This window comes from Exiguobacterium sp. s131 (genome assembly GCF_018617345.1).
Taxonomy (GTDB): Bacteria; Bacillota; Bacilli; order Exiguobacteriales; family Exiguobacteriaceae; genus Exiguobacterium; species Exiguobacterium profundum.
On the sequence record NZ_JACSJX010000001.1, the window covers coordinates 1,884,013 to 1,906,286 of the forward strand.

Consider the following 22,274-nt stretch of genomic DNA (forward strand, 5'->3'; position numbering starts at 1 on the left):
CAACAACTTGTTATATGATTTCCCCTTCTTGACGTAAAATCTCTTCGATTTCTATGAATTCCCCTTCGATAATCTCAAGGTTCTCTCGTTTCACTTCTTCCACACTTTCAATAAACTCCGCTTCCGTCATGTTGACTCCTTCTTCAAGCGCATGCATGAGACGATTGCCCATCTTCGTCATCGATGAGTACGTGATTCCTCCTGAAATGACACCACCTGCGAGTGGGATCATCTTTGAGATCCCTTTGGCGAACGTATCTTTCGTCATCTTCACCCCGATCATCGCCGACATTTTCTTGATGATTGGATAGTACACTGTTTTCATCAGCGCTTTGTTCGGGATTTTTTTCAAAGCTTCTTTCGATAATTGTGCGGACAATGCCTTGATGGTAGCCGTCGCACCGCCCACTCCGAACATGACACCTATAAAGAGAATTAATTCTCCATTCACCCGTTCGACATCTAATTCTCCATCTTCCCAAAAGTCATCGTACCCATATAAATACCCGATTTCTTGCGCTAAACGGAGGGCGAAACCGAAGAATTGCGCCGTATCGGCCGGAATCGTTGCGGCGAGACCGATGCCTCCAGGTAGACCGGCTGCAAACGATGCACTCGAACTTTTCATCGTCTGATTGGTAATATTTCGCTTCGCTACTTTTTTGATGACTGAGAGAGGGATGTTCGCCTCAAGCGGCCCCTTCTCGACAATCTCTGCCAACTGACTCGCCGGCACGTACTTACTGAAACTTTGAGCTAAAAACTCTTTCCGGTCTACTTTCACCCCAGGTAATTTCACTGCATTCGTCATCAAGACTTCAAACACTTCTGACCCGTTCGCCATGACCTACACCTCAACCTTCTTATGTATCTCGTTCCATAATCTAGTTTCAGTATATCGATTTCCTCACACGAATTGTAAAATATTTTCCTTTCGCCCATATATTTTATATTCAAGGTGCCTGAAATCAAAAAAAGGGAGCACCCAAACGGATTCTCCCTCTTCCCTCAATAAAACATATACCAGAGTGCCGCTGCCACTAAGAACAGCCCGGCCCCGATGAACAAGATCTTTGCCAATCGTTCGTATACCATGTCTTCACCTCACCAATGCCGCGCCGACGACAAGGGAGACCCCAATCGACAGCAAGAATGCCAACAACCCGACGGCGATATTCCCTTGTTGAATCTCATCGTTCACCTTCAGTGTCGGTGTCAAAAATTCAAACAACCAGTATGTCGCGAGGAGCAAAATAAATCCAAAACCACCCCCGACGAAGATGTCGATTGTGCTATCATGATGGCTCTCGACGACCCGGAAGATGTTGGCGAGACCGACAATCTTCCCGCCTGTCGCCAAGGCGACGGCAATATTTCCTTTTTGAATCTCACGCCAGTTGCTGTACGGCGTTGTCACCTCGAAGATGGCAAGACCGACGACAATCATCAGTCCCGCCATCGAATAGAGGCCGAACGACTCCAGCATAACGGCAAACGTAATCGTACCCATTCCCGACTCCCCTTACTTCAGTTCGACGACCGTGACACCGAGTCCACCTTCGCCCATTCCTCCCGGGCGCTGGCTCTTCACGTGACGATGTCCTTTTAAAAATTCTTGTGTCGCCTGACGCATCGCTCCGGTACCTAATCCGTGGATGATGCGGACGTTGTCATAGCCCGACACGAGTGCTTCATCGATATACTTGTCTAGACGCATAAGCCCCTCTTCGACACGAACGCCACGGAGGTCGAGCTCGGACTTCGTCGAGCTCTGACGTTTGAGCGAGCTCCCTTTCGACTGAAGCGACTTCTCTTTCGATGGACCGATCTTCTGAAGGTCGTCCGCTTTGACGTTCACTTTCATGATGCCAACTTGGACGTTATACTCATTGTCGTTGATTTGTTTCACGATGTAGCCTTTTTGATTGAACGTCGTCACTTTCACTTCTTCGCCCTTACTGAACGTACGTTTCTGCTGGGCTTTTTGTTTCACTTTTTGAATCTTTTTCTCTTGAAGCGTCGGTTTTGCCGATTCGAGCTCTTTCTTCGCCGCGATAATCTCGTGCTCTTTGACGATTCCTTGCTCACGTAGCTTCTTCAAGCGGTCGATGACTTCGTTCGCTTGACGCTTCGCCTGTTCGACGGCCTTCTCGGCTTTCGCCTCGGCCGCTCTATACAAGTTGTCGCGTTCGCGCTCAAATTCGGTCATCTTCACTTCGAATTCGGCCTGCTCTTCTTCAAAGTCATGGCGCTTGACGATGAGCTCTTGCTCGAGCTGCTCGGCGCGTTGCTTCGCTGCTTCAAGCTCATTGATCATCGATTCGACTGACTCGGCATCACTACCGACGTGGCTACGTGCCTTGTCGATGACTTGCTCAGACAGTCCGAGACGACGACTGATCTCGAAGGCGTTCGAGCGACCCGGTACGCCAATCAAGAGACGGTACGTTGGGCTGAGCGATTCGATATCAAACTCCATCGAGGCGTTCATGACACCTTCGCGGTTATAAGCGTAAGCCTTTAGTTCCGAGTAGTGCGTCGTCGCAGCGACACGTGCCCCGCGGCGTTTCACTTCATCTAAGATGGCGATGGCAAGGGCAGCTCCTTCTTGTGGATCCGTCCCGGCACCGAGCTCATCGAAGAGGACGAGTGACATGAAGTCGATTTTGTCGAGCATGCCGACGATGTTTGTCATATGCGAGCTGAACGTCGAGAGACTCTGTTCAATCGATTGCTCATCCCCGATATCGGCATAGACCGCGTCAAACACGGAAAGCTCTGTCCCGAACTCTGCCGGCACGTAGAGACCTGATTGCACCATCAATTGAAGGAGTCCAATCGTCTTCAACGTGACGGTTTTCCCGCCGGTGTTTGGTCCGGTGATGACGAGTGACGTGTAGTCTTCTCCGAGCTCGACCGTGATCGGTACGACCTCATCTTTCGGGATGAACGGATGACGTGCCTGTTTCAACTTGATTTCTCGATTGTCGTTCAACTTTGGCTCGGTCGCTTTCATCTCTTGTCCGTATGCGACTTTCGCAAAGATGAAGTCGAGTTCGGCCAACACGTCGAGGTTCGTCATGATGGCATCATGGACCCCACCGACCTCGTTCGAGAGAGCACTTAGAATCCGCTCGATTTCAGCACGTTCTTTCAGACGAACTTCTTGAATCTCGTTATTGATGGAGACGATGGCCTGCGGCTCAATGAAGAGTGTCTGACCAGAAGCCGACTGGTCATGGACGATTCCACCGAACGCTTGACGGTACTCTTGTTTGACCGGTACAACATAGCGATCGTTCCGGATTGTGACGATGGCGTCCGAGAGCATCTTCGCATTGTTACGGAGGATGTTGTCGATACGTGACCGGACACTCCCTTCAAAGCTCCGAAGCTGTGTCCGAAGTCCACGGAGTTGTGGACTCGCGGAATCTTGGACCGTCCCTTGGTCGTCAATCGCATGACGAATCGCCTGTTCGACCTCGATGAGCTTCGTCAACTTGTCCGCATACTCGTCAAGACGTGGAATGCGAATCTCTTCGTTATCCTCGTGAAGCTTCTCGAAGAAGTTCTTCACTTGGCGTCCGCCATACATGACGGCAGCGACAGCGAGCAATTCGCTCGTCGAGAGGACCGAGCCAATCGCGGCCCGTTTCACTTCCGCGCGGACATCCGTAAGCCCACCGAGCGGCAGACGGTCACGGAGACGAACGACCTCGGTCGCCTCTTTCGTCACGTTCAAATTCGAGAGCACCCGGTCATATGAGTAGTCGGGTTGCATCTTCAGCGCCAAATCTTTTCCGAGCGAGCTCGCCGCGTGACCGGCAAGCTGTTGGCGCAATTTTTCATATTCTAATACGCGTAACGCGTGGTCCATCTAGCATGTTCCTTTCTATCGCTTCGCCGCAAAGAACGCCTTGGCGTCTTCAAACGTGAAGCAGTTGATAATATCCGATGGTTCGAGATAGGCTTTCCGTGCGTGCAACACACCGAGGGCCATGTCTTCCATCATATCTGGGTGATGCGTATCCGTGTTGATCATCACTTTGACGCCCGCCGCCTTCGCCTTCTTCAGCGTAGAGGCTGTCAGGTCGAGGCGGTTCGGGTTGGCGTTCAACTCGAGCGCCGTCCCTGTCTCTTTGGCGAGTGCGATCAACTTGTCCTCGTCGATTGGATAGCCGTCCCGACGACCGATGAGTCGACCTGTCGGATGGGCGATTACGTTGACGTACGGAGAACGACAGGCGTTCTCGAGACGTGCCATGATCTCGTCGACCGATTGGTCCATCTTCGAATGGATCGAGGCGACGACGTAGTCGAGCGTCTCTAAAAACTCGGGTTCATAGTCGAGTGTCCCATCAGGACGGATGTCCATCTCGACGCCTCGCAACACGTTCATCTCATGTGTCTTTGCAGCTTCGCGGATCTCCTCACCTTGTGCCTCGAGTCGTTCCTCGGTCAAACCGTTGACGAACGTCAAATACTTCCCATGGTCGGTGATGGCCATCCATTCATAGCCGCGACCTTTCATCGCTACGACGATCTCGTCGACGGTCAACTTCCCGTCCGACCAGACTGTGTGCATGTGCGCGTCAGCCTTGATGTCCTCGAGCGTGACGAGCTTCGATAAGTCGTGCTCGAACTCGGCATGCCCTTCCCGAAGTTCAGGCGGGATGAATGGGAGACCGTACCGTTCGAACAGTTCTTCTTCGGTTTCCGGTTGCCACAATCCGTCTGCTGTCTCGACCCCATATTCGGAAATGGACTCCCCTTTTGCCTTCGCAAGTTGGCGCATGCGGACGTTGTGGTCTTTTGATCCCGTGAAGTGGTGAAGCGTCGCAGCGAACGAGCCTGGCTCGACCATACGGAAGTCGACCGATACCATCTCCTCACGTTCGAGGACGAGTGAGACTTTCGTCTCCCCTGCCGCAATCACCTCGTTGATGAACGGCAAAGCGAGCAGCTTCTCACGTAGCTCAATCGGCTCCTCGGTCGCAATGATGAAATCAAGGTCTTTACACGTCTCTTCGGCACGGCGGAAGCTTCCTCCGACCGAATGACGCAAGACGAGCGTCTCCTTCTCTAACACCTCATTGATTTCTTCAACGATTGGTCGCATGACTGCATAAGCCAATCGTTCCGGACGTGACTCGAGGTTCTTCGCGGCGGCGAGCAATTTCTCAACACTCTTCGCCCCGAAACCGGGTAGTGATGCCGCCGTACCGTCTTCGAGTACACGGATGAGCGACTCCAAGTCGACGACGCCGACTTCACGGAGTTTAGCAAGTTTCTTCCCGCCGAGCCCTTGAATCTTCAAGAGCTTCATCAAACCGAACGGAATCTCTTCTTGCAGTGCTTCAAGTACTTCACTGCGTCCTGTGTCTCGATACTCTTCAAGGACTGCAGCCGTCCCTTTCCCGATTCCTGAGATGGACGTCAAGTCGTCGATGTCCTCGAGTTCAAGGTCCGTGTTCTCGAGCGCTGTCGCCGCCTTGCGGAACGCATTGATTTTAAACGGGTTCTCCCCTTTGATCTCCATGTATTGCGCGATTTTTTCGAGCAACATCATCGATTCTACTTTATTCATAAGCTTCCCCCTCTTCACACAGAAAAGACCGAGACACAAGCACTAGCTTGCATTCCGGCCTGTCGTGTCACAACATCTTATTTGAAAACCAATCCGATAGATACGGCGTGTCTTGAATGATATATGTCGCTAGCGACGATTTGTCGACGGCGTTTTGAACGCTCGCCATCGGCACGAACGCGATCACCCAAAGGATGAAGAATGTGATGACATATGCCTCGAAGAATCCGAGGACAGCTCCGATCACACCTTTTAATTGGCGTAAAATGGGCAAGTCCGTCAAGAAGTCGAGCATCGCCAAGATGAGATGCAAGACGAGTTTCGTAATGAGGAACAAGACGACGAACCAAAAGACGTTATAAAATGTCATCTCAATCCCTGAAAGGGAGTTGAGGTCCAACACGCCACCCGGGAGCGTCCCGTCGAGCTGAGACGGATACGGGATCCACAGCTTGAACGCTTCGGCTAACTCTTTATAGTACGTATTGGCGACGAGAAAACTGATGATGAGCGCGACCCAATGGCCGAGCTGTAGAATCGCGCCACGACGGAAGCCGTTGACGATTCCGATAAACAAGAAAAACAGTATAAGTAGCGTAACCATGGATTGATTTATTCTCCCATATTTCGTTTAGTTTTGACGTGGTCGCTCGCGATTTGAATCGCAGCCAAGACCGCTGCCTGACGAGCATCTAGATGAGGGGATTGTTCACGAATTTCGCGGATCTTACTGTCGACCAAAAAGCCTACTTCCCTCACGTGGTCAGCGGGTTCTTCGCTTACGATCGTATAGTCTTGACCCGCAATGTGAATCGTTGTTCGTTGTAACTGCACGCGCACCCCTCCTTTACGTCTGTCAGAATTAATCATAACATCGTTTTTATATTAGGAAAAGGAGAAGCCCCTTCCCTTGATATGTACAACATTTCCTAATACCCTTCTAAACAGTTGTCAAACGTCTTTCTTTAGAAAAATTGCAAGAGAAGGTGGCAACATTCCGTAAAATGTGCGAAAATATCAACTATTCAAACAAACAGAAAGGGTGATTGATTTGAAATTACGCATTGGCCTCTTAGGTCGCATCATCATCGCGATCGCTTTCGGTATTTTACTCGGGAGCATCGTACCAGAAAGTCAGAACTGGATCGTTCGGACGTTCGTGACGTTCAACACGGTCTTCGGGCAGTTCTTAGGCTTCGCTATTCCATTGATTATTCTTGCTTTTATCATCCCGGGTATCGGGGAACTTGGAAAAGGAGCAGGAAAGCTGGTCGGACTCACAGCACTCATCGCTTACGCATCAACCATCATCGCCGGAACATTAGCATACTTTGCAACAAGCAATTTGTTCCCGCAAATTTTGACACGGTCGACGACAGGAGCCGAAAATCCAGAAGAAGCCTTGTTGAAAGGGTTCATGGAATTTGAAATTCCACCTGTATTCGGTGTCATGACCGCACTTATCTTAGCTTTCGTCATCGGAATCGGGATTGCCGCGATCGAAAGCAAACGGTCACTCGACCTCGCCATGGATTTCCGCGATATCATCGAACTTTTAATCAGTAAAGTCATTATTCCATTACTTCCAATCCACATCGCCGGAATTTTCATGAACATGACGTACGCCGGTCAAGTCGCTGAGATCCTCTCGGTCTTCTCGCTCGTCTTCGTCACAATCATCGTTCTTCATTTGACGATGCTCATGATTCAATATTCAATCGCAGGTGGTCTCAACAAAGAGAATCCGTTCAAGTTGCTCAAGACGATGATGCCAGCTTACTTCACAGCCATCGGGACGCAATCATCGGCCGCAACGATTCCAGTCACGCTTCGCCAAGCGAAGTTGAACAACACGGACGAGGATGTCGCCAACTTCGTTATCCCGCTCTCGGCAACGATCCACTTGTCAGGGTCGACGATCACACTCACATCGGTCGGTGTCGCGCTTATGTACTTGAATGGCATGGCGTTATCCTACGCCATCATGCTTCCATTCATCCTCGCACTCGGTGTGACGATGATTGCAGCACCAGGTGTACCAGGCGGGGCCGTCATGGCATCGCTCGGATTGTTCGGCTCGATCCTCGAATTCGACGCGACGATGCAAAGTTTGGTCATCGCACTCTACTTGGCACAAGATAGCTTCGGGACAGCAACAAACGTCACGGGTGACGGTGCCATCGCGAAAATCATTCATTACTTCAAACACAACACAAAACTTCTCGACAACACGTCGTCGAAACAAGAAGATATCGCATAATGAACGACTCATAAACGGGCAAGCCATCAGGTTTGTCCGTTTTTGTCTACATATAATAAAGGAGAGAACCATATGGAATGGATGGAATGGAAAGACCCTGATCACTTCTCAGACCGAGTCATGAAGGCATTACTCGACGAGGAGGCAAAGAATAGCCTCATGATTGGCGTCTTGAATAACGTCAAACAAGGAATTTATGAAACGTTTCATCAGTTCACAGTCGAAGAGGACGGAGAGCTTCTCGCCATCCTCCAAGTGACACCACCGCATCCACTTCACTATATCATCGTGAAGAAGGAGCGCTCGGACCTTCTCCCGTCTTTCATCATCCCCCACCTTTTGAAAGAAGAAGTCCCCTTCTCGGAAGTCGTATCGGAACGACAGCAAGCGGAACGTTTCGGGAAAGTATGGCAGGAGTTGACGTCTGGGTCGAGTGAGATGTTCATGTCCCAAGGTCTTTATCGCCTCGACAGCGTGGAAGACATCGACATGGCGACTGGGAGGATGCGAGAAGCGACGATGGCCGACCAGGCACAGCTCGAAGCTTGGTATAGTGCCTTCGAAGTCGAATCAGGTCTCCGTTCATCTCCACCAGAGAAGGTGACGAAGGCCGTACAGACGATGCTCGACAGGGAAGAGGCTGTCTTTTGGGAAGTCGACGGACAGGTCGTCTCGTGTGCGAAACGCGCACGTCCAACAGAGAACGGAATCACTGTTTCATTCGTCTACACATCACCTAGTGCACGAGGAAAGGGGTATGCACGAAGTCTCGTCGCAGATCTCAGCCGACAACTTCTCGAGACAAAATCATTCTGCGTCCTCTACACCGACTTGACGAACCCGACGTCGAACAAAATCTATCGGGAAGTCGGTTACCAACAAATCATGGACTCCGCCTGGGTCCGACTCGCTAGATGAAATACATTGCCTCCCCTATACTAATAGAGGAGGCGATTTTTCATGAATAGATTATTTGGTTGGTGGCTCCGTATCCCGCGACAGGTCCGAGTGACTACATTGACGCTTGTCACGCTCGCGATACTCGGCTATATGGTGTTCCTCGGGGGCCGGAGCATGCTCGATGACCCAAATGTCGATACGCTATGGCTCAGTGTCATCGGTGCCGCCCTTTTGACGTTCATCGTCTATCGGGCAACAAAAAAGTGATCGACGCGTTTGTCGATCACTGTCTTTATGTTTAGAAGAATGATGCTGGGTTGACTGTGCTTCCCGCGCTCGATGAAGAGTACGAGTAGCCACCACGGTGAATCTCGAAGTGAAGGTGTGAACCTGTCGAGTTCCCTGTGCTACCCATGCCGCCAATGTTTTGTCCTTGTGACACGCGTTGACCCGCAGAAACGGATACCGAGTTCATGTGAGCATATACTGTCGTCCATACTTGTCCGTTGATCACGTGTGCGATCATGACCTGGTTTCCGTATGCGCCACCCCAACCTGCACGGAGGACCGTACCTGTTTGTGCTGCATAGATCGGTGTACCGACTGGACCCGCGATATCAAGAGCGTTGTGGAACGAGTAGCCGTTCGCTCCGCTTGCTGGACCCCATCCTTGTGTGAGGCGACCGCTTGCTGGACGTTGGAACATGCCACCGCTTGCTGGTGCAGACGCTACCGGTGCTGTTGAAGCACTTGAACCGCTATTCGAGCTTGAACCTTGTTGTTTTTTCGCCGCAGCAGTTGCTGCCGCTGCACGACGTGCTTCTTCTTCAGCACGACGTTGCGCTTCGATTTCTGCTTGAATCGCTTGTTCTTGAGCTTTGAGCGTATCTTCCATCTCTTGAAGGCTCATGAGTTTTGATTCGAACTTCACTTTTTCAGCTTCGAGTTTCTTGATTTTCGCAGCACGCTCTTTCATTTTTTGATCGAGCTCTTTCTGACGTTTTTCAAGTTCTTCTTTTTGCTTCACGAGTGAGTCGCGCTCCGCTTTCAAATCAGCTTGCGCTTTCGCGAGTTTTTCTTTCGTTGCTTCGTATTCTTCGAAGATCTGTTGGTCGTTCTCTTGAATCGTACCAGCTGTGATCATACGTGTGATCAAATCACCGAAGTCTTTAGAACCGAAGATGAACTCAGCCCAGTTGACTGACGAGCCACCATTCTTTTGCATCGTCGCCATACGATCTTTCATAAGATCTTCTTGGGCTTTCATTTTCGCTTCGTACTTTTTAATTTGTGCTTGAAGCTTTTTAATTTTTTCTTCAGTGGCACGAATCTCAGCTTTTTTCTGAGCGACATCGTTGATGACGTCTTGGAGTTCAGCATCTAACTTGTTGATCTCTTGCTGCTCTTTGCTGATGGCTTGCTCACGTGATTGAATCGAAGAGTTTGCTTTCGACTGTTCACTGCTATTCTTTTGTCGTTGTTCTTGTACTTTCTTCTGCTTCTCTGTAAGTGAGGCTGCATAAGTCGGTGACGTTCCGCCGATCAAGAGTGCGCCTAGAGTGACTGTAGCTGCAAATTTTTTCAAGTTATACACTGTGCTTCCCTCCGCTGATTCCCGTGTAGTTTTTATCTATAGTCGTAAAGTATTTTTTACAAGATAAGTCGCGACATTTCGTTCGCTCTGTGACTCATTATAGCAATCTAAACCAAAATTTATTTTACACTTATATTTCATTCGTATGACATTGACCTAATTTAGGTTTTATCCTTTAAAAAACGTGGGTATAGACGATATTTTGTTTGGTTTGTTGTCACAAAATAGCTTTAAAAAGAAAAAAAGCACTTCAAGAAAGCGCTTTTCACATAGTAACCTATTCATTTTTTTGACTACCTTAAGGCTACATAACCGGCCCGTTTGCTATTTTTCCGTTTCGAACGAAGGAATAACAACCCACCGAACAAGATGACACCTGCGGCAGCACCCGTACTATCCAAAAGGACATCTTCTAACAGCGCGGTCCGTTCAGGAGTCAAACTCTGATGATACTCATCAAAGATCGCCACCGTGTTCGCAAGTGCCCAAGCGAAGAGTACGTTCAGTCCCGCATGAACATTCGTTCGCGAGATGGCCTTTACGAATAATGCACCGAGAACGAGGAACGTGACGACATGTGCCGTCTTCCGCATAAAGAACTCAATCAATCCTGCCGTCCCCAACGTATCAAGCGAAATTTCCTTTCCTGCGTAGTCGAACTGTACGTTCGCAAGTGTCGGTTCGATCCAGCTCCAATTGAATCGCTCGAGTGGCGAAACGATAGACTGGTCCGAGTAAGGGGTCGCACTTGATAAAAAGAGTCCGATTAAAATAAGCGCAATCCATATAAATTCATTTTTTAAAAATCGCATAACACCGTTCCTTTCTACAACATTTTTCATTATACGGATTCTTTCTTCGGAATGATGTAACAGCGACATCATGATTTCATAACAATTTGATTGCACGCAACGCGTTCAAGTTCGAGTCTGTCCCCTTCTCTTGGTATACTACAGAAAAAGGGGGAATCACCATGATTTATGATTTTGAAGCAGTAGACATGAAAGGACAATTACAACCGTTAGCTACATATAAAGGCGACGTCTTACTCATCGTCAACACGGCGAGCAAATGTGGGTTCACACCGCAGCTCGAAGGCCTCGAGTCACTGTACAACACCTATAAAGGACAGGGCCTACAAATCTTAGGCTTCCCGTGCAACCAGTTCGGTCATCAAGACCCGGGTTCCAATGAAGAAATCCAGGAGTTCTGTCAACTAAATTACGGGGTCTCGTTCCCGATGTTCGCGAAAGTCGACGTGAACGGCAAGGATGCCCACCCACTCTTCACCTATCTCTCAAAAGAAGCGCCCGGGCTTCTCGGGTCGAAGGCGATCAAATGGAACTTCACGAAGTTTTTAGTCGATCGCGACGGGAACGTCATCGAACGCTTCTCGCCACAGACAACACCGGCCGAGATTGAGGATGCGGTCAAAAAACTGATTTAATACGAAAAAGGATGGCTCCGAAGAGTCGTCCTTTTATCTTGGAGTGATGAAGTTGATCGTGTAGAACGGACTGTCTTCTTCATTGTAAGCGAGTCCGACGGCAGCATGGGTGAAGCGCGGCTGCATGATGTTTTCACGATGCCCTTTCGAGTTCATGAGTCCCCAATGCGCATGGAACACGCTCATCTGTCCCATGGCCAAGTTTTCGCCGGCCATCGAATATGAAAGTCCCGCTTCGTCCATTCGATCGAACGGGTCCTGTCCTTCTGGGTCTGTATGGCTAAAGAAATCGCTTTCAGCCATGTTTTGACTATGTGCCCGCACGACCGGATAGAGCGGTTCATAGTCGGCTAAAGCGTTCAATTCAAACTTTTCACGGTCCCAATTCATGAGGATGCGCATCAACTGCTCATTGGCGACTGTTCCCTCTTTCGACAAATCACCATAGTAGCCCTCACTCGCCTCTTCGACACGGCGGTCGACCGATAAGATCCCTTTCAAGAGGTCGTCGTCATGCTGGTCAAAAAAGAAAGTGACATACTGTCCGTCGATTGCGAAAACGGAAAACGATGGATCGTCCGGAATCAAGTATCGATTCAATCCCTTATTATACGAAGTCACCGCCTCGAAGCCGATGTCCTCGACTTGATCACGGGTCGTTTCATTCAGTACAAGACCTCGATACGTGCTACCTGTCTCGAACTGATAGAATCCTTTTTTCGCACCGTCCTCATCAATCAGTTCAAGTCCGCGGTCACCGCCACGTTCGACCAAATACCAGTCATGCCCGGCATACTGACTTGCGAACTTTGGCGCGTCTGTCGCTCGTTCGGTCGCCACCTCAGACTCCACCTGAATGCTCGTCGGGGCAGAGACGTTCGGCATCTCATATTGCCAAGCCATATAGAGTCCAATCCCCATCAAGAGGATGATCAATTTTCGAAACATGGCTCCTCCTTCCTTACTGCTCGCGCTGACGCTCCCCGAAATCGTGTAGTCTCGTCTTGATATCGGTGAGCATCTCCATGTATGCGACATACGTCGCTTCGTCTATATTCAGCATACCACTTACTTGTAACGGCACATTCGCCGCCTGCTCACGCAACGCGCTACCGCTTTCGGTCAAACGAACGATGATTTTTCGTTCGTCGTCCGTCGCACGACTTTTCTCCACATAGCCGATTTGGATGAGCCGTTTGACGAGCGGCGACAATGTCCCAGAGTCGAGCGTCAACCGCGATCCGAGTTGTCGCAAATCGATTCCATCCTCTTCCCATAAGACAAGCATCACGAGATATTGACTATACGTCAGGTTTAGCGGTGCTAAAATTGGGCGATATAACCGGGTAAGCTCTTTTGAGGCGGTATACAATTGAAAACAGATTTGATGTTCTAACTTTAACGATTGGTCCATACGTAATCCTCCGTACTCTTCTTTAGCCAAGCATATCACTTGCGAAACTTTTTGACTGCTCTATAATTTAAATTGTGCACAACTTAATTGTTAAAAATGAAATGGAGGAATTCAATCATGAAATCACTATTCACAGCATCAGCAACAGCAATCGGTGGCCGCGAAGGTCATGTGAAATCAACAGATGGCGTCATCGACATGAACGTCTCGATGCCTGGCGCGAAACACGTAGACGGTGCGACAAACCCGGAACAACTTTTCGCAGCTGGCTATGCGGCTTGCTTCGGTAGTGCCCTCAACCTCATCATCGGAAAAGAACGTGTGAAGACAGACGGTTCAAGCGTCACAGGTCACGTCACATTAAACCAAAACGATGAAGGGTTCTTCATTTCAGTCGAACTTGAAGTCGAAATCAAAGGTGTCGACCAAGCGACAGCAGAGCGCCTTGTCGAAGAAGCACACCAAGTGTGCCCTTATTCAAAAGCGACTCGCGGAAATGTCGACGTCAAATTGACAGCGAAAGCTGCATAACATTCATCCCGCTCTCTTGAGCGGGATTTTTTTTGCTTAACCCTGCCTATCAGAGTAAGATAGAGACACGATTAAGGAAGGAGGGAGCACTGATGAAGAAACATAAATCAACTCTTCTTTTTGTTGCACTCGGCATTTTGTTGTTCACGGCGACGTACAATGGGTTGACCGTCCGGACGTATGACGTGACGTCCGATAAACTGTCAGCAGACGAGTCTCTCCGCATCGTGCTCCTCTCCGACTTACACAGCGCTTCATACGGTTATAAACAGTCGATTTTGATCGACCAGGTTCGTGCACAGAAACCGGATCTCATCGCTTTACCGGGCGATTTACTCGACCGGTATCGTTCACCTGAACCCGCCTTCGAACTAATCGAAGGGCTTGAAGGAATTGCGCCGATGTATTTCGTGACCGGCAACCATGAAATCGATGGATCGGATGACTATGTCCGTCACAATGTGAAAGACGTGTTTCGCTCATACGGTGTCAACGTTCTCGAAGACGAATGGGAGACGGTCACCATCAATGGAATCGACCTCGTCATCGGCGGGCTAGAAGATCCTCTTCGTGGGTTCAGAGAAAATATTTATACGGATTGGGATGCGGAGTCGACTGCGGCGATGCAGGACATCGCCCCCGATGAGACGTTCAAGGTGCTTCTCTCCCACCGTGCCGAACAAGTCGACACGTATGCTAAACTTCCATTCGACCTCGTCTTATCCGGACATGCTCATGGCGGGCAAGTGAGAATCCCTTACTTGATGAACGGATTATTCGCACCTGACCAAGGATTCTTTCCTGAATACGCAGGCGGACTCTACGAGCATGAGACGTTTACCCATGTGATTGGACGAGGATTCAATTACAGCTTCAACATTCCACGTATTTATAATCCACCAGAGATTGTTGTGATCGATGTGAATGGTCAAAGATAGTCATCATCGAATTCCAATATTTAGTTCACTTTTTTTAAAAGAAGGGTATACAAGCTATGTTGCTAATTACTTGTCTTTAAAAGGAGGAGTGAATTATATGCGCGCAGTAACTTATCAAGGAACTAAGAAGATTGAAGTAAAGGACGTTAAAGATCCCGAAATCGAAAACCGGGAAGAAATCATTGTAAAAATTACATCGACAGCTATTTGTGGATCAGATCTTCATATCTATCAAGGGAATATGCCTACTCGCCCTGGTTTTATCATTGGACATGAGCCTATGGGAATTGTTGAAGAGACTGGACCCGATGTAACTAAAGTGAAAAAGGGTGATCGGGTCGTCCTTCCATTCAATGTATCATGTGGTCACTGCTTTTATTGTGAAAATGAGATGGAGAGTCAGTGCGATAACTCTAACCACGCCCCTCACACTGATGCTGGTGGTTTATTTGGATATACTGAGCAGTTTGGAAATCATCCGGGTGGTCAAGCAGAGTTTCTAAAGGTTCCATACGGTAATTTCATGCCGCTTGTCATCCCCGAATCATGTGAGCTTGAAGATGAGGCACTTCTCTTTTTATCTGATGTTATTCCAACAGCATGGTGGAGTTTAGATAATGCTGGCATGAAAGCTGGAGATACGGTAGTGGTTCTCGGATCAGGTCCTGTGGGGTTAATGACTCAAAAATTAGCTTGGGTACGTGGGGCTAAACGCGTTATTGCTGTAGATCCCGAACTCTATCGACTAAATCGGGCAAAACTATCAAATAAAGTAGAAACAATTCTTTTAAAAGATCCAACTGAGACAGGAAAATATATCTATGAGATTACTAATGGCGGGGCAGATGTTGTTATCGACTGTGTGGGTATTGATGGAAAAAAATCTTCAATTGAAAAGATAGAACAAAAACTTATGATCCAAGGCGGTACACTAAGCGCAATCAAAGTAGCAAAAGAAGCGGTTCGTAAATTTGGGGTCGTTCAACTTACCGGGGTATACCCAATGAATTACAATCAGTTTCCGATGGGAGATTTTTTCACCCGAAATGTTACTTTGAAAACAGGACAAGCACCTGTTATTCATTACATGCCTGAGTTATTTCAAATGATCATAGATCAAAAATTTGACCCTACTGACATTATCACGCATCGTTTATCTCTTGAACATGCTGCTGATGCCTATCACTTATTCAATGAGCATTTAGATGACTGCGTAAAAGTAGTATTGAAGCCTTAGTAAAAGGGAGTTCAGTCCAAACTGAACTCCCTTACTCTTCACTACCAGATGATTCGTTCTTCACAACATTGTCGTTCTCGCTCAATCTGGACCGTCGAACGTTCGAACTTCCCGTATTTCCGGATTCGTTCCGTCACTTGTCTCAAGACGTCTTGATCATCTGTCTCTTCTCCAATCAACACGTGACACGTCGCTGCATGCTCGCTCGACGAGATGGACCAGACATGCAAGTCGTGCACTTCTTTCACCCCGTCAACTTTAGCAATCTCTTCTTGCATCGCCCGGACATCAATCTGTTCCGGCGACCCTTCCATCAAGATATGAATCGCGTCACGCGTCACCCGATAACCACTGATTAAAATCAAAATCGCAACAAAGGCGCTCGCGACCGGGTCCGCCCACGTCCATCCGAACAACATGATGAGGACTGCTGCCGTGATGGCTCCGACCGAGCCGAGCAAATCTCCGAATACGTGCAACAACGCACTCTTCACGTTCAAATTGTCTTTCTCCCCGCGCATTAAAATCCAGGCGGCAAGGATGTTGACGAGCAGCCCGATAATGGCGACGACAAGCATCCCACTACTTAGAATTTCTGGTGGCGCGCTGATTCGTTGGTATGCCTCGACAAGGATATAGACCGAGATGACGAGCAGTGTCAGCCCGTTAATGAATGCCGCTAAAATCTCGAAACGTCGATACCCGAACGTCCGGTTCGGTGTCGCCGCTTTCGCCCCAAATCGAACAGCGAGGAAACTGAGTCCTAACGCCGCCGCATCTCCTAGCATATGCCCCGCATCCGACAACAGCGCCAAACTGTTCGTCCATAGCCCGCCGATCACTTCGACGACCATGAACGCTGCAATCAAGAGAAAGGCGAGTAAGAGTGCCCGCTGATTCGTCGAATGATGGTGATGGTGGTCGTGATCATGATGATGTCCCATAACTGACTCCTCCTTCTACTGTTTATCTTATTCCATTTTAACCAAACATTCAAACGTTAATTTGAATGTAAAACGATAAAAAAACGGGAGAATGAATTCTCCCGCTTTGTCTCATTTTTGCTCCAGGCGGACACGCATGACGCCGCTATAAGGGAACAGTTTCAATTGGACCGTCTCACCCTCGAACCAGATTCCGGTCGCTTGTTCGCGAGTCGGTTGTACGTCTGGTGTTGCGATGGCTAGCTTGTCCCAATCAACGGCCCGTACTTTTTGGTCCCGGACCATGAGGAAGAATCCATCATAGAAATGATACTCGTTCACTTGGTCACGTTGAACGGCAGAAGGACTGCCAAGCTCCGCACGGACGGTTTCGAGATCTTTTCCAATCCAGTCAAGGACAGACTCCGAAGCGTTCGGGACGACTTGTTGCCAAGCGGCAATCACCTCGTCATCCGATAATGCCGTCGCTTCTGTCGTCACACTTTCTTCTGTGACCCAGCCGGTCAACCGCTCGTTCAACTGAACTTTCACAAATCCACTTACCGTCTCCAACCGTTCAAATCGATCACCCAAGTCGGCTTCATAAACGACCGTGACCCGGTCATCCGCGTATACTTTCGTATACGGTTGCCCGATATAAATCTTATCTGCCGATTCCGTCTCAGCATCAGCATCAGCCGGTTGTTCCGACTCGGAGTCGACCATTTCCGTGGCAATCTCATCCGATTCCGGTAAAGCCGAGTCCTGTTTCTTGTCAATCAGTGCCGCGAACGCGATGATCCCGACCAAGGCGAGCATTAATGCCAATGCCGTCGTGATACGGAACACGCGTTTACGCTTCCGCGTCGTCGCACGCGACAATCTTCCTCCATTCATGTTCTTCACTCCTACTCGATTCGATTCATTTCACTCGTTTCGTCAAATGGTAGGAGGTTTCCTGCTTCATCAAAAAATTTCAATTCATCTTTTGTCAATTCGTCCATCGTTCTGACCATTTGTTCGACATCGACCGGTTCATCGCGCTCATCGTTCTCACGTATGACAATGTGCTCTCCTAATTCAATCGTGCGCGAAGTCAGACGATGAAAGTAGCGGTCGTGGGAAATCAACAATAATCCACCCGGATAGACGGACAACGCCGCCTCGATTTGTTCGCGTGTCGCCACATCTAAATAGTTCGTCGGTTCATCTAATGCCAACAGATGGGCATCCGAGAAGTACAAGATGAGAAACGCGATTCGACACTTTTCTCCCATGCTCGCCTCGGTAATCGGTCGGTGCACTTCATCTCGCCGGAACAAGAAGTGAGCGAGCAACGTCCGCGCCTCCGTCTCTCCGATCTCACTATTGGCGAGTAACGCCTCAAGTAACGTTCCGGTCTCCGGGAGACGCTCGAGCGTTTGAGAGAAATATCCGATCTTCAGACGAGGATGTCGCTTGATCACGCCCGAGTGTGGTAATCGTTCACCGATCAGCACGTTTAATAACGTCGTCTTTCCGCTTCCGTTCGGTCCGGTAATCGAGATCCGCTCTCCTTTATTCATCGAGAAGGAAAACGGTTCATAGAACGGCTTGTCGTATCCAAACGTCACATCCTCACACGTCAGCCACGTTTTCGCTTCGAGCTCATCCGCCGCAAAACGGACGGAGATGGATTTCTCCTCTTTTGGTTTTTGTGGACGATTGTCTTCGAGCTGCCTTAACTTCTGTTCTCTTGCCTTCATTTTGACGGCGAGATTGGCCGCTCCTTTTTGCGCTCCCGGACTGCGGACACTCGCTGTCGCTTTCGCCTTTAAGTGCCACCCTTTATATTGGGCAATCATCTCGAGAAGTTCTGCCTTTCGGTTCTCGTATCGAGCATGTGCTCGCTCGTCACGCACGCGTTCTTCTTCTTTTTGATGTTTATACGCCGTATAGTTTCCCTGATATCGAGTGACTAGTCCGCCTGACAGTTCAAGAATGGTCGTTGCGACATCATCCATCAGTTGACGGTCGTGTGAGATGATGAGCACCGTCCCCTTAAACTGATTCAACCACTTCGTGAGCCAGTCGATCGACTCGAGATCCAGATGGTTCGTCGGTTCGTCGAGCAGGACGAGGTCCACCCGCTTCATCGTCAGTGTTGAGAGCTGAGCTCGCGTCTTCTCGCCTCCACTTAGCTCGTTAATGTTTCGGAAGAGGTGCTCCTCCAGCCCAAGTCGAGTCAATGCTCTTGTCGCCTCTTGTTCCAAGTTGTACACATCGAGTGCGAGCGCCCGTTCATAGGACCGCATGACACGCATCTCGTCACCAGAAGAAACATCTTCATAGAGCGCATATCGTTCTGGATCACTGCGCATCGTCCACTCAAGTACGGTCATGTCTGTCGATTCGATGGTCTGTCGGACGAGTCCGACCTCGCCAAGAAATTCAATCTTCCCGGCTTGCGGGGTCAACTCCCCGGTCACGAGTCGGAAGAGCGTCGTCTTCCCACTCCCGTTCAATCCGAATAATACGGCACGCTCTCCAGCCGCGACCTCGAACGAGACCGCGTCAAATAATGGTTTCCGGTCATAGTCAAACCGGACTTGTTTTACTGCTAACATCTGTTTCACCTCGCTTATGAATCCGATACGCGATGAAACAAAAAACACCATCCGCTTCAAAGCGGTGGTGTGAAGGAATCCGTTCAAAGAGGAAAACGAGCGCTTCCCGTATTTGAAAAAATGGACACACTTCACCCGTGACTGTTCAAGCGAACAGTGATGATTCGTCTCATCGTTGGAGTGAACGTGTATTTTTCATGGCACGGTGTACCTCTCTTTCCTAAGTTACTGCCACCTTATCAAATTGAAAGCGGATCCGCAAGAGTGTACCCCACAATCTCCCATTTTTTCTACTCCTTTAGGCGGATGCGGTGCATCTGTCCTCGCGATATGATGACAGTATATTCGAACAGTGAGGTGATGCATGATGCGTCGACGCATCCTCGTTCCGAGTGCCGTCTTGGCGAGCGTCGGAACGTTTCTCTATACACGATTCAAACGACAGCTCCCCCGTCCGCGCTTTAAATGGCCGGAACGTCCAGAACTGACAACCATTGATGAGACGCATGTGCAGGCGACGTGGATCGGGCATTCGACGGTCCTCATTCATTGGTATGGGCTCAAGATTTTAACGGACCCCGTCTTCTCAAAACGAATCGGTGTCCATCTCGGACCGCTGACAGTCGGCATGAAACGTCACACCGCTCCGGCCCTCTCCATTGAGGAGGTCGGCCCGGTCGATGTCATCCTACTCAGCCATGCCCATATGGACCACTTTGACCATAAAAGTTTGAAGCGACTCATCACTCGCGAGACGATTGTCGTCTCTGCTCCTGGGACGAGCCGCCTGTTGCGCCGATACCCGAGTCTGCAGACGCTCGAACTGCATCCACATGACAAAGTGACACTTGCGAACGGGCTCGATGTCCGCGCCATTCCCGTCAAGCATTGGGGCAACCGTTTCCCGTGGGACAAACATATGGGGTACAACGGATACCTGCTCAAATACAAAGGGATTCGTATGCTCTTCGCAGGAGACACGGCCTATACCGACTCCTTCAAAGGACTCGCTGACCGTGAACCGATCGACCTCGCCTTCTTCCCAATCGGTGCCTATCAACCGGACTCGTTCCAGGAAGCACACTGTACTCCGGAACAGGCTTGGATGATGTACAAAGAGAGCGGAGCGAAGCGTTTCTTCCCGATGCATTGGGATACGTTCGTCCTTTCTTATGAGCCTGTCGAGGAACCGTATCATCGTCTCGTCGCGGCCGCAAAACTCGACCGTGACCAAATTGTGATCAAGGCGCACGGGGAAAGCATCCGTCTGTAGTTTTTACTTTCCCTTCATCCAAAATTTCGGTAACGTTATAGACGAGAGGGAGGGATTTTTTATGGAATGGACGACGTTGAATAATAACGTCAAGATGCCGATGCTCGGGCTCGGTGTCTATAAGGTCGAAGATGGCGCAGTGACGGTCGATACGGTCAAAGCTGCGCTCGATGCAGACTATCGATTGATCGATACGGCTGCGATTTATCAAAATGAAGAGAGTGTCGGACAAGCGCTTCGTGAAGCAGGCATCCCACGAGAGGACGTCTTTGTGACGACAAAGCTTTGGAACGAGTTCCACGGATTCGACGAGGCGCTCCAAGCGTTTCAGGATAGCTTAAATCGGCTCGGACTCGAGTATGTCGACTTGTTCCTCATCCACTGGCCGATGCCTCGTTTCGGTAAATTCGTCGAAACGTACAAAGCACTCGAACAGCTGTATGAAGAAGGACGCGTCCGAGCAATCGGCGTCTCGAACTTTGAGATCGAGCATTTGGAACAAATCATTCAATCTTGCTCGATCGTCCCGGCCGTGAACCAGGTCGAGATCCATCCATATTTGTCTCAGAAAGAACTGATTGCATTCTGCAAGCGATATGACATCCAAATTCAAGCGTGGAGTCCACTCATGAAAGGACGCGAAGCGCTCGAAGATGAGACGATTGTCAAGGTTGCGAACGCTCACGGCAAGTCACCGGCTCAAGTCATCTTGCGTTGGCATTTACAGAACGGAGTCGCCGTCATTCCAAAATCGGTCACACCGAGTCGAATCAAAGAAAACATACAGGTATTCGACTTCACGTTGACGAAAGAAGAGATGGCGGCCATCGATGCGCTCAATCGTGACGAGCGGACCGGGTCCGACCCGAAAGAGATGCATAAAATCCATTACTGAGGAGTGAATGACATGTTCAAAAAACTGGCTTCTGATTTGACTGGCTTCAGCGACATCGGTGAGGTGATCGACCCGTCCGATTTTGATAAGGCGGACTCGGATGATTATGTCCTCCATGAGGATAACGAAAAGATCTATTTCTTGATCAAATCAAAATCGGATGAATACTGCTTTACAAACTTAGGTATGATTCACCTTGATGGAACGAGTGCGATGAGTTCGAAACGAGTGCTATATCGTTACCCTTACGCACACTATCCGATTAAGCACGTCATGTTCGAGACGGCCGGCACCGTCGACCTCGATGTCGAAGTCAAATTCACAATCGGCGACAAGCCATACTCAATCGATATCAACAAGAAACAAATCGAGCACGTGAAAGATTTGTACAAGGCACTCCTCGCGATTGAAGAGATTCAGCGGGAAGGCCGTCGCATGATGGAGTATGCGAACACATCACTGACTCACTCCGTCTCGATCTTGAGCGGACTTCGTGAAGGTGACATGAACGTGCCGAACACGTTCAAGGAATTGAACGAGCAATCGTTCGATTGGCTACAACGCCACTATCATGAATGGAACCGTAAAGACTTCGGTACGGTTTACGAGAAATACATCAATAACTAAAACAACTCCTCCGCAGACGATTTGTCTTCGGAGGAGTTGTTT

Annotated in this window: 23 protein-coding genes; 10 read left to right on the forward strand and 13 right to left on the reverse strand. The window is 49.3% G+C overall.

Annotated elements, in window-relative coordinates:
• Positions 1-10 precede the first annotated feature (10 nt).
• The 6 genes from KNO69_RS09750 to zapA form a co-directional block, all read right to left on the reverse strand.
• Positions 11-844, reverse strand: coding sequence for an EcsC family protein (locus tag KNO69_RS09750; RefSeq protein ID WP_214817575.1), 834 nt, complete (start codon positions 842-844; stop codon positions 11-13).
• 255 nt (positions 845-1,099) lie between these two features.
• Positions 1,100-1,510, reverse strand: a complete 411-nt coding sequence (locus KNO69_RS09755) for a DUF350 domain-containing protein (protein ID WP_031421322.1) — start codon at positions 1,508-1,510, stop codon at positions 1,100-1,102.
• Between the two features lie 12 nt (positions 1,511-1,522).
• The gene (locus tag KNO69_RS09760) at positions 1,523-3,877 is read right to left on the reverse strand and encodes an endonuclease MutS2 (protein ID WP_214817576.1); all 2,355 of its coding nucleotides are present in this window, start codon (positions 3,875-3,877) and stop codon (positions 1,523-1,525) included.
• A gap of 15 nt (positions 3,878-3,892) precedes the next feature.
• Positions 3,893-5,587, reverse strand: a complete 1,695-nt coding sequence (gene polX / locus KNO69_RS09765; RefSeq protein WP_214817578.1) for a DNA polymerase/3'-5' exonuclease PolX — start codon at positions 5,585-5,587, stop codon at positions 3,893-3,895.
• A gap of 67 nt (positions 5,588-5,654) precedes the next feature.
• Positions 5,655-6,191: a CvpA family protein gene (locus KNO69_RS09770; RefSeq protein WP_031421319.1), complete on the reverse strand. Its 537-nt coding sequence runs from the start codon at positions 6,189-6,191 to the stop codon at positions 5,655-5,657.
• Between the two features lie 8 nt (positions 6,192-6,199).
• Positions 6,200-6,421 carry a cell division protein ZapA gene (zapA, locus tag KNO69_RS09775; protein WP_015881047.1) on the reverse strand — a complete coding sequence of 74 codons (222 nt, stop codon included), beginning with the start codon at positions 6,419-6,421 and terminating at the stop codon, positions 6,200-6,202.
• 217 nt (positions 6,422-6,638) lie between these two features.
• Here zapA and KNO69_RS09780 point away from each other — a divergent pair, with 217 nt between their 5' ends.
• From KNO69_RS09780 to KNO69_RS09790, 3 genes are all read left to right on the forward strand, one after another.
• Positions 6,639-7,847 (forward strand): dicarboxylate/amino acid:cation symporter, encoded by a 1,209-nt coding sequence (locus KNO69_RS09780; RefSeq protein WP_251124897.1) that lies wholly within the window; start codon positions 6,639-6,641, stop codon positions 7,845-7,847.
• A gap of 72 nt (positions 7,848-7,919) precedes the next feature.
• Positions 7,920-8,765 (forward strand): GNAT family N-acetyltransferase, encoded by an 846-nt coding sequence (locus KNO69_RS09785; RefSeq protein ID WP_214817582.1) that lies wholly within the window; start codon positions 7,920-7,922, stop codon positions 8,763-8,765.
• Between the two features lie 42 nt (positions 8,766-8,807).
• Positions 8,808-9,014 (forward strand): hypothetical protein, encoded by a 207-nt coding sequence (locus KNO69_RS09790; RefSeq protein ID WP_214734425.1) that lies wholly within the window; start codon positions 8,808-8,810, stop codon positions 9,012-9,014.
• Positions 9,015-9,045: 31 nt separating this feature from the next.
• On the opposite strand, the gene KNO69_RS09795 is transcribed toward KNO69_RS09790, so the two are convergent.
• A complete protein-coding gene (locus tag KNO69_RS09795; protein ID WP_214684823.1) occupies positions 9,046-10,341 on the reverse strand; it encodes a murein hydrolase activator EnvC family protein in 1,296 nt (431 codons plus the stop codon).
• 293 nt (positions 10,342-10,634) lie between these two features.
• Positions 10,635-11,153 (reverse strand): VanZ family protein, encoded by a 519-nt coding sequence (locus tag KNO69_RS09800; protein WP_214817585.1) that lies wholly within the window; start codon positions 11,151-11,153, stop codon positions 10,635-10,637.
• 161 nt (positions 11,154-11,314) lie between these two features.
• Between KNO69_RS09800 and KNO69_RS09805 the strand changes: the two genes are divergently transcribed.
• On the forward strand, positions 11,315-11,788 hold the full coding sequence (locus KNO69_RS09805; RefSeq protein ID WP_031421309.1) for a glutathione peroxidase: 474 nt from the start codon (positions 11,315-11,317) through the stop codon (positions 11,786-11,788).
• A 33-nt stretch (positions 11,789-11,821) separates the two neighbouring features.
• Here KNO69_RS09805 and KNO69_RS09810 read toward each other — a convergent pair whose 3' ends face one another.
• Entirely contained in the window at positions 11,822-12,736 is a 915-nt protein-coding gene (locus tag KNO69_RS09810; protein ID WP_214684826.1) for a CAP domain-containing protein, read from the reverse strand.
• A gap of 13 nt (positions 12,737-12,749) precedes the next feature.
• The gene (locus KNO69_RS09815) at positions 12,750-13,202 is read right to left on the reverse strand and encodes a MarR family winged helix-turn-helix transcriptional regulator (RefSeq protein WP_159561931.1); all 453 of its coding nucleotides are present in this window, start codon (positions 13,200-13,202) and stop codon (positions 12,750-12,752) included.
• 117 nt (positions 13,203-13,319) lie between these two features.
• Between KNO69_RS09815 and KNO69_RS09820 the strand changes: the two genes are divergently transcribed.
• From KNO69_RS09820 to KNO69_RS09830, 3 genes are all read left to right on the forward strand, one after another.
• A complete protein-coding gene (locus tag KNO69_RS09820; protein WP_015881037.1) occupies positions 13,320-13,733 on the forward strand; it encodes an organic hydroperoxide resistance protein in 414 nt (137 codons plus the stop codon).
• A 92-nt stretch (positions 13,734-13,825) separates the two neighbouring features.
• Complete coding sequence (locus KNO69_RS09825) at positions 13,826-14,671, forward strand: metallophosphoesterase (protein WP_214811660.1); 846 nt, start codon at positions 13,826-13,828, stop codon at positions 14,669-14,671.
• Positions 14,672-14,768: 97 nt separating this feature from the next.
• Positions 14,769-15,908 (forward strand): zinc-dependent alcohol dehydrogenase, encoded by a 1,140-nt coding sequence (locus KNO69_RS09830; RefSeq protein WP_031421303.1) that lies wholly within the window; start codon positions 14,769-14,771, stop codon positions 15,906-15,908.
• Positions 15,909-15,949: 41 nt separating this feature from the next.
• Here the strand turns inward: KNO69_RS09830 and KNO69_RS09835 are convergent, their stop codons facing one another.
• The 3 genes from KNO69_RS09835 to abc-f form a co-directional block, all read right to left on the reverse strand.
• Positions 15,950-16,852 carry a cation diffusion facilitator family transporter gene (locus KNO69_RS09835; RefSeq protein WP_214817587.1) on the reverse strand — a complete coding sequence of 301 codons (903 nt, stop codon included), beginning with the start codon at positions 16,850-16,852 and terminating at the stop codon, positions 15,950-15,952.
• Between the two features lie 111 nt (positions 16,853-16,963).
• Complete coding sequence (locus KNO69_RS09840) at positions 16,964-17,728, reverse strand: hypothetical protein (protein ID WP_214817589.1); 765 nt, start codon at positions 17,726-17,728, stop codon at positions 16,964-16,966.
• Between the two features lie 11 nt (positions 17,729-17,739).
• Positions 17,740-19,437, reverse strand: coding sequence for a ribosomal protection-like ABC-F family protein (gene abc-f, locus KNO69_RS09845; RefSeq protein WP_214817591.1), 1,698 nt, complete (start codon positions 19,435-19,437; stop codon positions 17,740-17,742).
• Positions 19,438-19,804: 367 nt separating this feature from the next.
• Between abc-f and KNO69_RS09850 the strand changes: the two genes are divergently transcribed.
• The 3 genes from KNO69_RS09850 to KNO69_RS09860 all read left to right on the forward strand — a co-directional run bounded on the left by KNO69_RS09850 (position 19,805) and on the right by KNO69_RS09860 (position 22,232).
• The gene (locus tag KNO69_RS09850) at positions 19,805-20,710 is read left to right on the forward strand and encodes an MBL fold metallo-hydrolase (protein ID WP_240499792.1); all 906 of its coding nucleotides are present in this window, start codon (positions 19,805-19,807) and stop codon (positions 20,708-20,710) included.
• Between the two features lie 61 nt (positions 20,711-20,771).
• Positions 20,772-21,605 (forward strand): aldo/keto reductase, encoded by an 834-nt coding sequence (locus KNO69_RS09855; protein WP_214731772.1) that lies wholly within the window; start codon positions 20,772-20,774, stop codon positions 21,603-21,605.
• Positions 21,606-21,617: 12 nt separating this feature from the next.
• Positions 21,618-22,232: a PH domain-containing protein gene (locus KNO69_RS09860; protein ID WP_015881030.1), complete on the forward strand. Its 615-nt coding sequence runs from the start codon at positions 21,618-21,620 to the stop codon at positions 22,230-22,232.
• The last annotated feature ends 42 nt before the right edge of the window (positions 22,233-22,274 follow it).